13 protein-coding genes are annotated in these 12,726 nt (G+C 38.2%); 5 read left to right on the top strand and 8 right to left on the bottom strand.

Annotated features, from left to right (window positions below; translation table 11 throughout):
* Window positions 1-171: 171 nt before the first annotated feature.
* The 4 genes from BMY50_RS03520 to BMY50_RS03505 all read right to left on the bottom strand — a co-directional run bounded on the left by BMY50_RS03520 (window position 172) and on the right by BMY50_RS03505 (window position 7,430).
* Window positions 172-1,269, bottom strand: coding sequence for an MBL fold metallo-hydrolase (locus tag BMY50_RS03520; RefSeq protein ID WP_093318427.1), 1,098 nt, complete (start codon window positions 1,267-1,269; stop codon window positions 172-174).
* Window positions 1,262-5,998: an AVAST type 2 anti-phage system protein Avs2 gene (gene avs2 / locus BMY50_RS03515; protein WP_093318426.1), complete on the bottom strand. Its 4,737-nt coding sequence runs from the start codon at window positions 5,996-5,998 to the stop codon at window positions 1,262-1,264. The genes BMY50_RS03520 and avs2 overlap by 8 nt, the downstream gene beginning before the upstream one ends.
* A gap of 213 nt (window positions 5,999-6,211) precedes the next feature.
* Window positions 6,212-6,691: a CPCC family cysteine-rich protein gene (locus tag BMY50_RS03510; protein ID WP_093318425.1), complete on the bottom strand. Its 480-nt coding sequence runs from the start codon at window positions 6,689-6,691 to the stop codon at window positions 6,212-6,214.
* 190 nt (window positions 6,692-6,881) lie between these two features.
* On the bottom strand, window positions 6,882-7,430 hold the full coding sequence (locus BMY50_RS03505; protein ID WP_093318424.1) for an imm11 family protein: 549 nt from the start codon (window positions 7,428-7,430) through the stop codon (window positions 6,882-6,884).
* A 285-nt stretch (window positions 7,431-7,715) separates the two neighbouring features.
* Here BMY50_RS03505 and BMY50_RS03500 point away from each other — a divergent pair, with 285 nt between their 5' ends.
* The 4 genes from BMY50_RS03500 (at window position 7,716) to BMY50_RS03490 (ending at window position 9,692) form a co-directional block, all read left to right on the top strand.
* The gene (locus BMY50_RS03500) at window positions 7,716-8,087 is read left to right on the top strand and encodes a hypothetical protein (RefSeq protein WP_139202195.1); all 372 of its coding nucleotides are present in this window, start codon (window positions 7,716-7,718) and stop codon (window positions 8,085-8,087) included.
* Between the two features lie 278 nt (window positions 8,088-8,365).
* Window positions 8,366-8,905 (top strand): hypothetical protein, encoded by a 540-nt coding sequence (locus BMY50_RS03495; RefSeq protein ID WP_093318422.1) that lies wholly within the window; start codon window positions 8,366-8,368, stop codon window positions 8,903-8,905.
* A 30-nt stretch (window positions 8,906-8,935) separates the two neighbouring features.
* The gene (locus BMY50_RS28095) at window positions 8,936-9,103 is read left to right on the top strand and encodes a hypothetical protein (protein ID WP_162276528.1); all 168 of its coding nucleotides are present in this window, start codon (window positions 8,936-8,938) and stop codon (window positions 9,101-9,103) included.
* A gap of 139 nt (window positions 9,104-9,242) precedes the next feature.
* Window positions 9,243-9,692 carry a helix-turn-helix transcriptional regulator gene (locus BMY50_RS03490; protein WP_093318421.1) on the top strand — a complete coding sequence of 150 codons (450 nt, stop codon included), beginning with the start codon at window positions 9,243-9,245 and terminating at the stop codon, window positions 9,690-9,692.
* A gap of 47 nt (window positions 9,693-9,739) precedes the next feature.
* Here the strand turns inward: BMY50_RS03490 and BMY50_RS03485 are convergent, their stop codons facing one another.
* From BMY50_RS03485 to BMY50_RS03475, 3 genes are all read right to left on the bottom strand, one after another.
* Entirely contained in the window at window positions 9,740-10,003 is a 264-nt protein-coding gene (locus BMY50_RS03485; protein ID WP_093318420.1) for a hypothetical protein, read from the bottom strand.
* A 189-nt stretch (window positions 10,004-10,192) separates the two neighbouring features.
* On the bottom strand, window positions 10,193-10,591 hold the full coding sequence (locus BMY50_RS03480) for a hypothetical protein (protein ID WP_139202194.1): 399 nt from the start codon (window positions 10,589-10,591) through the stop codon (window positions 10,193-10,195).
* Between the two features lie 32 nt (window positions 10,592-10,623).
* Window positions 10,624-11,187 carry a hypothetical protein gene (locus BMY50_RS03475; RefSeq protein WP_093318418.1) on the bottom strand — a complete coding sequence of 188 codons (564 nt, stop codon included), beginning with the start codon at window positions 11,185-11,187 and terminating at the stop codon, window positions 10,624-10,626.
* A 315-nt stretch (window positions 11,188-11,502) separates the two neighbouring features.
* On the opposite strand from BMY50_RS03475, the gene BMY50_RS28090 reads away from it, so the two are divergent.
* Window positions 11,503-11,712: a hypothetical protein gene (locus BMY50_RS28090; protein WP_093318417.1), complete on the top strand. Its 210-nt coding sequence runs from the start codon at window positions 11,503-11,505 to the stop codon at window positions 11,710-11,712.
* 366 nt (window positions 11,713-12,078) lie between these two features.
* Here BMY50_RS28090 and BMY50_RS03465 read toward each other — a convergent pair whose 3' ends face one another.
* Window positions 12,079-12,696 (bottom strand): class I SAM-dependent methyltransferase, encoded by a 618-nt coding sequence (locus BMY50_RS03465; protein ID WP_093318416.1) that lies wholly within the window; start codon window positions 12,694-12,696, stop codon window positions 12,079-12,081.
* Between the last annotated feature and the right edge of the window lie 30 nt (window positions 12,697-12,726).

The raw sequence follows: 12,726 nt of genomic DNA, 5'->3' as shown, positions 1-12,726 counted from the left end.
GCTGTATTTCCGTATGGAAATAAATGGACAGTATTTTGGTTCGATAGAGTGGCGCGGCAGCACGGTAAACGGGTGGTTCATCGATGAATGCCCTCTTTATAGAGAAGACAGCCTCCTATTAAACAGCAAAAAAATTCCAGATATTATACAGCCCCTAATAACGTTAAATTTTTATAATGTTGTCTTTAGATACTTCTGCCCATTTAGGTAAAGAGTGTGGAAATTATATTTTTTAAATACAATGGTTGAGTCAACGTCGAAAATTCTTCGCAGAATGGTGTCATCATAAGTAAAGTACAATTTGTATTCAGTCTCCATGGGTCTGTTTTCATTTCTTAAAATCCTTGCCAAGCACTCTTTGGTAGGAAGGCAATGACGGTTAGTTCCGTTGGCACTAATTAAATAATTGGAACAGTTTACTATGTCATATAACTTATTGCTATTATTTCCCTTGCTGCCATGATGGGTTACCTTTACCCATTCGCAGGTCAGTTTGTTTTTTCTGTTATATCCAAGTTTTATTAAGCTTTCTACGATCAAACTGGGATGGGCATCAGCAAGCCAAAGTACGTTTTTGTCATTATAATTTATAAGAAAGGCGATGCTACTTCCGTTTTCGACAGAATCGTCTTCAATCCATTGGTCTAGTGCAAAGGCTTCCAGAGGTTTATGATAATCATGTCCCCTAGCTGCTGAAACCAAACTGGTCATTTCATCTTCGATTCGTTGCAGTCTATTGCCGGAGCCAGGTGGATATTTTTCTCTTAGTCGTCTCAATTTGTGAGAATCTGGGGAGAGGACTATTAATGAGAGTCCATACAGGTTAATGTTTGGCGATTCCGTGGTCATATCCGTTGTATTCAATTTTCCGATGCTATTGAGGTATTCAGCTAATTTATCCCCATTATCAATGCTGGCTGGTGTGCTTATCAGGTTGTCTCTGCCTTTGCTGTTTTTGTGCTTTGGCTGTCTAGGAGCGTTGTAAAACCATGTATCGACGATGTCTTTGCGTTCACCACGCTTTACACTGTTGATGTATGCAACCGCACCTTCGATATGATCGTCATGTATATGGGAAATAATCCAAACATCAATACATTCCTTTTTTCGCTCTATTTCGTTTAGTTGCTCCGTTAAAATTTCCGAATAAGTACGAGAATATCCCGAGTCGATCATTATATTATGGTATTTGCCATCATTCCCCAAGTACCGAATCCTTGCTGCATCGCCACATCCCGCTTGATAAAAGAATATTTCCATACTATTCATCTTCGAGTAATTTAAATGTTCCTTCAACTCCACCATTTTCGTAAGTGTAGGTACCACTTATTGTTCCAAAATAGTTTCCATGGCGGGAGAAAGAAGCATTAAAAACCTGCTTTTCACCCAGGATTATCCAGACAATATCCAGGTCATTTTTATCTAGGAAGTCCAGGAGCTCATTTTTTCGTATCAATGTTCCTTGCGGATTTATGTTGCTTACTATGGTCTTCCCGTTTTTGTCAATAAGCTCACCATCCCTCTGACCATACTGTAGGTGCATCCCTTCGAAAAGTGTTGAACAGGGTATATCGTAATAGAAATGGGCACCGGAAGAATCCTCACTTATTTCACCAAGCGCTTGATCGGTGGCAACCATCACCTTATTTTTTGCCGGAGCGTTATCGTCCCAGGCAATCCATAGTCTGGATTCTTTCTTATAGGCAATAGAAATAGGGGACCAATAAAGTTCCCTGTTAAACAGACTTACCTGTGACCTGCTTTCGGGTATATTGCGGCCTTTGAAGGATTTCTTCGATAGCCAACTACTGATTCTTTTTTTATCCTTCTGCGTGACTAGATACCCCTGTATCAGATACCAGATTTCTTTCTTTCTGGATTTGTATTTATCCTGGCCAACAGACTTAAGAGGTTTCCAGTTGACATTAAGCCTAAGGTATAGCCATTCATTTCCAGCATGATCCATACATTGGATGATTTTGCCTGGATCTGGAAGATCATTTGCATTCCTGCACCAGGTAAGGTCATCCTCTTCCCAATTGCGATAATTTACATCAAGCCACCATTCATTAGGCAGTTGTGGTGATGATATGATTTCCTCATTTTCCGATTCCTCAGGATTTTTGGTTATGAATACCGGATCAATATCCCGTAAATACATTTCCCAAGGTCCTTGATAAAAATTATACTCTTTATCCTGACCATAGCCATCGCCAAATTTAAAATTATCAGTTAATTTGGCCATTATTTCATGGAAGGCAATCCACTGGTATTTTTTTCCAATTCGTTCCAATTTGAATGACCTTGATTGCCTTCTTGAATCGATTTGACGATCATAGGAGCCATGTAAATCAGCTTTGTAACCAAGCTCGTGAGCACGCCTCACTATCCATCTTTTAATTGGACCTGAAGGGTAAGAACGAAGATTTGCAGTTGTTCCAGTATTTTTTGCCTTGACGTTCGGTATTACCGTTTCCTTAAAATATTTAAATTGCTCCTCATTTAGTCCTTCTTTTAAGGCTGAATTGTTAGTCTTTAAATAGATTTTTATAGCTGCTTTTATTTTTTTGCCGGTTGTTGTCAGGTGGTTGGTTGGCGTCTCCTTAAGACTTTTCTCTAGTTCAGTCAATCGTTCCCAATCTTTAATAGTTTTACGCAATGAGGGCGAAAGCTTCTTGATAAAGGCTTTTATCTCATTTTCGATAACAAAACTTGTAGGTGCAAAATGACCAACAGCTGCATCAACAATATATCGACCAAAATCCCAGCTAAGGACTGAAAAATGAATCTGGTTGAATTCCCGTTGATAACCCTTCTCGGTGCCTTTAACAGGATCGGCCTTGTGGAATTTTTTGATTTGTGTTTCGGTTGGGAATTTATTGGGCATTTTGCTGTTATATGGGGGACGTACCTTTCTTAAATCAAAGGAATCGCCACTTTTCCTGTAGGCTGCATATTCAACAATATTTCTGGCATAGTCCCTCAAAAGTATATGTTCAGGTGGATTTTGCTTGTTAAAAATTTCGTCATACACATAATTAGCAATTATGGATAATGAAGACTTTTTAGTAGTTCTTAGCGCACAACCCATCGCTACAGCCATCAGGCGTTCTGCAATATAAAGATCATCAATTTTGTCGAACGCCTTTAATATGGAAATCAATGCTTGTGGTTGTTCTTGAAGTAGACAAACCATAGCCTTTGTTGTTCGGTCACGGAGATTCCTATCTGAAGAAGCAAGCACCCAGGCTAAGGTTTGACCTGCCAGCCTTGCTGTTTCTTGATCAACTTCATATGATATTTTTTCTTGCCATGCCCAATCAATTAGGCGTTCAATAGGCATCGGATCACCATTATCGTCAAGTCCTGTATAATAATACAGATGTTGAAGCCAAAGAGCATCCCTTTCACCTAATGGATAGTTCCACAATAAGCCGTGCAAATAGTCACCATTGAAAGGGTTGCCTGGATAGGTCGAGATTCCAAGGAACGTATTGAAAACCTGGTGATATTCAAAGAAAAAAAATGGTCCTGTAAGCCATTTTACAACTTTCTCTTTTTCAATCGACTCTGGACGACGCCATTTAAAACTAGCCAGCAGAATAGAATTGAGTGTATTCGCATCCAAATGCGTTTCACGTCGTTTCTTATTAGAAAATAACCAGTTAAAAGCCTCAAAGATCTCCAAATTGTGTTGTTCAGGAAGAAGTACCGCCAGTGCTTCGAGGATGCCATTGTTTCGCCAGTAGGACTCCATCGCCAAACGTCCTATTACTTGCTTTTCCTGACAGGCCTGAATTACATCTTCGATATTCTTAAACGGCTTTAAAAGTTCGTTGGCCATATAATAATCACCTATTCTTTCATATGCAAAGAATAAACCATCATACTCCTCTTGACTTTTATAATCTCGGAACATATTTTGGATAAAAACACTTTCTTCAATCAGATCTGCAAGTAAGTGAGGCAGCTTCGGAAATTCCTGATCGAACAGGTCATTTGCCTCACTGAAGGGGAGATATCGGTTTTCTGGCTGTAAGAAGATCTTTTCTGCAACTTTATAGATTGCATCACTGACAAAATTGGTTCGATATTTGTATTCAGGCCTCCTGGGAATGATCTTCGCTGTTATCGCTTTGAGATAATGTGCGAATATTGAAGAAAATCCCAGAAAGCCTTTAGGAAAAGCTTTCTGACCGCTTTCTTTAACTCCGGCACAAACCAATTGTAAGAAGAGGGGGTTCGTAAATTCCGGTGCAAGAATTGGAAAATTTGGTTGTTGAAGGCCAAAATGCTCACAAAACAAACGAAGTGCTGCATATTCATTTCCTTTGAAGCCTTGATGTGTCCACTTTTTGATGCTTTGATCAGAACGGATCTGTTCAGGAATAATAGCACTATAGTAGGTGCTTCTAACGGTCAGTACCAATGCAATATATGGATATTGTGAAATTTCCTTTACAAATCCGGCCAACTGGTGGTACCAAACATCCGCTCCACCACCTTCATTCAATGCATCAATCAGCATGGGTACACGCATGCTGAGTTGTTTGCCGATATTCTCCAATGATTCCAAAAACTCATTTTTTGTGCAATGTAGGTCTAGCTGGGAAAGAATGTTATTCCAGAGAGACTGTTCCTTCTTAAATTGCTGTCCGAGAAGGAGAATTACTGGTTTGCCATCATGTTGCCACCTTGTCGCAATATCTCCAAGTAAATGTGATTTTCCTGAGCCTGCTTCTCCCTTGATTATAAAAATCGGCTTGTTGGTTAGGTCGAAATCGATTCTATTAAGTCCTGTGTAAAAAGTATCGCAATTTTTAAAGAGGTCGTTTAACCTGCTCAGTGCGGCACTAAATGGTGGATGATACTTATCGTATTCTTCTCCTTTTTCCTTTATCTCTCGTAGTCGTTCACCTTGTTTCTTATATACCTCTAACCGAATGGTGTCTAACTCCGTGTTAAGGGAGTCGAGTTTGTCATTCAATTGCTTAATGTTTATTTTGCATTCTGGTTCCCATTTCAGGAGAGTGTACCATTCTTCAACCCACTTCTGAAAATCAATATAATCTTGTTCAGCTTTTAGTATGACATTATCCTCTTTTGACGAGAGATCGATGCGGGCCGAAAGAAAGGTATCAATAACCTTAGTAGTTTTGGTCCTAAACTGAGAATCCCGAGTGATAGTATGGAATTCCTGTACAATAGGAAGGGAAAAATTAAGATCGGGATTAAAGCGAGGCCCCAAGTCGGCAATTTTAAGATCAATATGTTTTGTGAAAAAATCTGGAGACAGACCATGGTCAGCCAGGTATGAAAAGGATATTGGTGGTAAATAATTTATCTCGAGTAATTCATTAATGGTGTCCATATATTGACAATAAATAATTTTCCCGGCCCCCTCAACCCTGATACGCGCAAATATTCCAAAAAGATAGATATTTGTCTTTGTGTGCAGGAAAATGCCACTGCCGGAAAAACCTTTGGTTGCCCAATCAGCATAGTCTGCATCCAATTTGAGCTGGAACTTACGGACACCTGTCATTTCTTGTGACCAGGTAGGGCTGATACTATCTAGTTCTTTACCCTGCGTTGCAAGAGGAAATCCTTTTACAATGAACTGCGTGGCTGATTGCCTAGTATTAGTGACGCGAACAATTGGGATTGTAGAAAGCTGTTTCTCAATCTCATCTCTGTTTAATATCAAAATGGCTACATCCTTGTCAACATCGGTACTAACTAGGCTATGGTTTATGGAATGTTCAATACGGATATAGCTATTGGTGTTGGATTGAAACAACTCAATGCCGATTTTAGTTATCGGCTCTGATAATGTTTCTGGCTCCCTAAACAAGCAATGAGCAGCGGTGAAAATGTAAATACTATATTTATTGTTTAAGGGTTTATAAATTACACCTGTACCACAAGCTTCCTCAGATTGAATATCAAAAAGCCTCACCGTCAATTGGGATATCAAGATATCATTTTTGTGTTCCATTATAAAAGGTTATAGGTTTTTTACGTCTTTACTTGAATTTTTTCATGGCAAAATAGAAATTAATAGAGTGTTAATTCAAGCTTGCTAAAGTTAATGATTTTAATTATCCATATGGAGCCCTTTTGCGATGCTAAGTCGCCAGCCAAGAGGACAACAACAAATTACTCACGAAATAATAGTATAGCGGGCAACCGCGTCGGCTCACCGGTGATCCTACTTGTCGACCAAAAACTTGCGGAAGCGTATGTCTCCCTCATGTTTATCCTGCTCATTTGTAAATGACTTTCGGGCACTGGTTAGTGTAGATCTATTGACGCTGCTATATTCATCCTGTCCTCTGTTTCCGTCGTCTTCCCAATGGCATAACCGGCAAATCTCATAAGCCCCCCGAGTTTTCAAAGTCTTAAAACCACAACACGGGCATCCGTTTAACTCTTCCTCTCGCCCCACTATCTGCACCTGAACACCGATTATCTTTACAATTTCTTCGACAAGGTATTCGTTCCTTACGCCCAGATTTACTTCGTGATAATATGATAGAATATAAGTATTATATTCCGGAGTATCTCTTCGGTTTTCTTCATAATCGCTTATCATATCCAATAATACGTGCTCCCTTTCTTCCTCTTTTAATCCAATCAGATAGTGAAAGGACAATAGCGCTAGGGCTTCTTTTCTAGTTAATGTAACCATCCATTTTATTAATTTTTGACTCCGCTGAAATTAGGGATTTAAATTATCAATTTCAACCAAGTGATTCGACAATTAATTGTTTAGGAGAATGAAATGAGAGGAAACCTGCTAACCTCTGCAGGCTCCGGCTCCCTGTGTAAATTATAGGCTAACCCTCTGGTTAATACCAGATCTCACAGATAAGGGTTTATTAGGCAGGTATAAATTCGATGCTCAATCCTTTGAATTGAATCATTTTAACAAAAGTATCTGAAACATAAATTCTCGTTTGATAATGGAAGTCTCTGGCTATATGAAATTGATCTAATGGCTTAGTGCTATAACGAGCTCTGACTAGCTGTTTGGAACCGTCAGTAAGACTTCGAAAATCAGACTTATCAAGATCGATTATTTCCGCTTTTTTAATGATCTTACCCAGGTAAAATGTAAAGAGCTCACCTTGGCAATTAATGAAACATTTATAAAACTGTAAATCATCCTTCAACTCAATCGCCATACTTTCGACAAATCGTTCAGAAAAGATAGGGATACCAATGGTTGCTTTAACATAATCTGAGTTATGAATATTTCTTTTGGAATATCCCGTTTGTGCCATGGCTGTTGGAGTAGTATAATCAAGAAACTTGCCCTCACCTTTGTCAAGAATAAAAAAGTCAAAAATACGATCAGTATTATTCATGAAATCTACCGTTGCCAATGGATGATTAATCGAGGAAGCCAAAGTAAACAATTTTATCATAGCTCGTAAATGGGTTATGATTCACTAGCAAGATTAGTACCAATCTCCTTCCAAAATCTAAACTGGAAATTTAGCTTTGAATTGAAAGAGTATTTCTTTTGGGAATGGTACGTTTTGCCATAATCCCTGTATTATATACGGCTGGTGCTTCTAAATGTCAGATTGAATAGATTAAAAAAACGTTTAACATAAAAGGATCAAAAGATTTAATCTTTGGCGGTTAGGGGCTCAGCTTGGATTAGTGTACACAATCTAAAAAATTACGTAAACATAAAATATCTAGTTATGAAACAACTGTTTTACTTTTTCCGCTTGTTTTTTTTTAGTCAATCAAGAAGGTGCAATCTTCTAATAGATTCCCTGAAAGATATGGGCTACCTATCTGAAGAATGTTTTATTATAAAAAGAAAAGGTAACGATCTCTTAATTAATGATATCCTTCAATCACCTAATGTATTAAAAGTATTCAATAAGTTTATGCCGTATGATGCTGTGGTGATTAAAAGATATGATCGTCTTATAGATGGAAATTCAGCCCCAAGTAAATTCCTAGAAATTTCAGTTAGTTATCAAGACAGTGGGGAAGGGGATTTTTCCCACCAATTTGATCCGAGTTGTAAGTATTCTGGGAAAAGCGTAGAGCCGAACCTCAGCTGAATAAGCATACCTAGCATGTGCTGTTATATGTAAAAAAGTAAAGATTTTGAGGTAATTATCGTTCCTGGGGGACTCTGGAAGTTCCTGTAAGGATTGATTTTTATTATTCCTACCTGTTATGATAATGCCTGCAGCCATGAAGGTATTATGGCTTTCGTATTAAGAAGTGGTAGGTGTATACACTCTGCATAAGCAATACTAAAGGACAAAAAATTAAGATATCAAATGGTACCTTTAGGTACTTCATTCGTTATTATGGTATCATCTTAAATTGTACCATGAAGTATTTTATTTTACTCCTCCCATTTCTAGCTGCCTGTAGCAAATTTGAACTACCCACTGCCGCAAGTGTAGATCCAATGGTAACTTCAGAATACCGTTCGCCAGATTTTGGAACTGAACAGGACCGGATCACCGGACTTATCGGAAACCAAAAATACAAGGTAGTCTCCGTGGTAGATGAAAGGACAGGGGCAGCTGCAGATAGTCTATACCCCGGCTTTATTGGAAATATTTATGTTATAGGCGCAAAACGTAACGATTCAATTAAAATAATGATAGGCAATAAGTCTACCATCCCGTTAATGATGGAAGGATGGAATTTAGGTGTGGACGTGGGGAATGTGGGAGCTGATGGAAGTTTAAAAGTCACCGAATTTCGCTTTCCAGTATATGATCCGCTTCGGAAAGAATATTCCATGAAAATTTTCTACATCGATTCAAAACTGGAAGACTACAGAATAAGTTGGGATACTATTATATTAAAGGATAGATTACCCCAAGCAACAATTCTAATAACCCTTAAACATATTGAATAATAGCCAAGTAATCTTAAAACCGTCATATATATGAGAAATGGACTTTATTTTTTACTTTTCACTACCGTATTAATAGCCGCTATCATTGAAATATTGATAGACAGACTGGCAATAAATAGTATCATAGGGCTTGTCATAGGTATCGTCGGATTATTTCTACAGGTTTACCTTAAGTATCAACAAAGTAGGACAGAATAGTCATCTGTTGTAGCTTGCACGATTACTCCTAGCTTGTATTGAATTTCCGCAGTACTGAATTGCCCGGACTTTAAAAAAGTTCGGGCATATTTTATATATTTAGGAGAACAATTTCTCTTATCCCGAAAATCCCCGTGGCATGGCTTCGACTAGTATTTTTACTATTTATTATATCCGTGATGAAATCCAAAAAAATCCTCATATCATTAACTGTTCTATCAAATATTTCTGCAAGAAGTATCGTGTCAGTCAGGCTACAATTCAAAGCTCATTTAAGGAATACTATGGAGTAACCTTCGCTATGTATGTAAGGGACCAGTGTATGACAAAAGCGGTAAAACTGTTATTGACCACCAATATGAAAATAAGTGAAATATCCAGAGAACTTGGATTTTCTAATAGCAAAGCAGGGTTTATGGCAGCATTTAAAAGAATATATCGTATTTCACCTGGTCAATTAAGGAGCTATCTTGAAGAGCATCAATCTAGTGGCAAAATTGATGGGGAGGAGACTGATATAAACGCGAGAATAGTAAAAGTAATAGCTCTACTTTCTAAAGTCGATGGGCATATTAAAAGTAGGAGATAGACATCCAGGTATAGTGAGATCGGGGGTAAAAAATGTGGTCATAGATTTTAATAGCCGCGTTTCATTTTTCTGATAATTTTTGCCTTTTTGATACTTTCATCTCTTACGATACGCAGATCATTGAGATCATAAATTTTAAGAGTGTGGGTCTGTTTTTCATCTACCAACGATATTTCCAGCATTTTTTTACCGGGAAGCTCGTCCGCGATCAACTCCTGTACAAGATTATCGGCATGACCAAGGTTACGGGCAAATTTGAAATCCGTCCTGCGCCCTGTAACCACGGAATATTGAACATATTTGATAAACATTTGGCTGTTCCATTAAACTGGTTAAATATAAGGTTTCCCAATGAATTTGACAGGCTTAACGTGTTAAAAAATAAACCGTTATCTCTTTCCTAATAAGAGAATAAGAAGTGTCGCTGGTATCCTGGAAAAATAGGCCGGACCTGTTTTGAGATCCGGCCATTGTATATTATGAATAAGTGTAAAGACTGATCAATCGTGTAAGGGCTCCGTGTTTGCTGTTATTGCAAAATTGATCTTTATACTATCCCCTTGTTGAAGGTGTACATTGGGAATTTCCATAGGATTGTATGACATAGCAACACCCGTAATATGGTAAATTCCTGGGGCAAGCTTGATCCTGTATACGCCATAGATATTGGTTTTGAACACCTGGTCATCGATTCTGACCACTTTTTCAAAGTTGTCGGTATCGGAAGGGTCTTTTAGTAGTAATATTTTGCCGAAAATTAAGGCGCTATCCGATGAGGTGGCTTTTAAGCGCTGCAGTTGGTAGGTACAACCCAGATCGCTATTTCCGCTCATTTCTCTGGCGCTCCTGCAGGCAAGGAAGAGAAGTAGTATTGTTAAAAATAGTAGGAAACGTTTCATAAAGATTTTGTTTAGGGATTTATAAATTGCTATTACCAGGAGTAAGATTCAGAATAGTAATCGGGTAAATGACTAAGTGAAGCAGAGGACAAAAGATCATTTACTCTTAAAGGCTCCAGGTTATTGTCGGCGCCAATGTTATAGGCTCTTTTTATATTGCCAAACGAGTCAGTAAAAAATAAGCTACCTTTTGATTTTTCAGTTAGAGACGGACTTTCTGATGTTTCCACCATCAGCTCAGCCTTCATTTTTCCTATATAATTTTCCTTAATGACTAAAAGGGCATTTTTTTTTGCATTTAGAAATGGGTGTTTTTCTTGGGCCATTCTGCAACTGGTATGTATGATGACCGGCACGGCGACAACGGTGCCGAAACCCAGATTTCGAACCACGGCACTATCCCAATCAATGTTTGATACCGTGAGATTAATGCTTTCCCTCAATGGATGTGGATTATTCGCCTTGAACAAAGTCCCGAGAACATAATCTTTTGCTTTTGAAATAAGCTTGGCATCGGAAGTATTGGTTCCGATAATTTGGGTGCATGAAAAACATAGGATTGGTAGGCACAATAAAAGAAGATGTACAGACTTCATAGAGGATTTCAATTACTTAAAAAGATTATATATACCTTGCCATGCTTTAGGTAAGGACTACTGCTATAACGCATAACCGGACGAATCGTACTATGCAGCAATCGATTTCCCAAAAGAGTTTTATTAAAATTGAAAAAATTCTAAAGGTGACTAGTACGTTTTTCCCTCCTGTGCGATTTAATTGCCGGGGGCCTTCGCCCCAATTGATGTATATTAACCCGTCTAGTCAACACAGGGAGAAGCCGGACTTTTATAAGCGAGGGTCTGAGCTGATCCTTGTGTCAGGCGGCTAACCGTCAAAATTCCACCATACACATGTTAAAATTAAAAATATGGAGATTGCGCCTATCAAACTTTCTGCGGATAAGAATTTATAGGCTAGTGAAAAAGAAAGGGAGAGTTCAGACTAAACAGGGAGCCAATTGTGCAGGGGAGGACGAAGTGGTAGAAATCAGAGAGTGGGGGATGATGCTAAAGATGGGCAGACCAGGCGATAATATTAGAGACAGGACGGGTTATCCTTGAAAGATTATGAAAGATAAAGAGTTACTGAACTGAGCGCTTTCATTTTCTGTCCATAGCTATCTCCAAATTAATAGAAAACTAGCATAAAAAGCGGAGGCTACTACACCAGTAGCAGCCCTGCCTTTTCTATCTATACTTCGGGTTAAAAAAAATGGTTGCACAAAAGTTTAAATATTGTTAAGAGATAAATATTCTGGGGTTTCGGCTGTTAGCGTTTTGCCGCTTTAATAATTTTAATTTTAACGTTGAGTCTCCTATTTAATACAGTACATTTACTAATTTGTACTACTGGTAAAGGAAAAATAAAAAAATTCCCAGAAGAAAGTTAGAATTTGATATACACAAAAGTCCACCGGGAGGATATCTTCATTTCCTAGAGGCAATAAATTGTTGCTGGCCGCTTGTTTTTATGCATTCAGTTTCGATAATTTTAAAATCTGCTTTGTTAATTTCCGTTTCCAGTTCAGCGAACTTCAACAAATTAAGATGTGGAATTAATCCAATTTTGTTAGCAAATGACAAAGCTATTCCTGTAAATGAATATTTACTTAAGCATGGTGTTACAGAAATGAACACCCCACCGGGCTTTAACAGCTCATGCACTCTGCTCAGTACTCTGGGCATATCATCTAATAGATGTAGCAAATAAATGCCGAGGACTAAATCGAAGCTCCCCGCAGTAAGACCAGCGTCAAATATTGTAGCCTGCAGATAACGTACATTCCGAATTTTGTGCTCACTAGATTTTCTCTGAGCTATTTGGATCATATTAGAGGATATATCAATGCCCAATACTGAATTTACAGAGCTGGCAATTTCACCAGCAATTATTCCGGTCGCGCATCCATAATCTAAAACAGCGTCCTGCTTTGCTAGGAACTTTTCAATTTTTTCAAGGATCTTCATCCGTACATTTCTATCCTTCATTTCCTCCTTATCATACCTACTTGCGCTTCTGTCCCAAAATTTCTCAGATTTTTCCATTTTCTATTGCTCTTTTTCTATTTAAGTTTT

Source organism: Olivibacter domesticus, assembly GCF_900109575.1.
GTDB lineage: Bacteria > Bacteroidota > Bacteroidia > Sphingobacteriales > Sphingobacteriaceae > Olivibacter > Olivibacter domesticus.
Note: the sequence above shows the minus strand (reverse complement) of the source record. Positions and strands in the feature narration are given on the sequence as shown.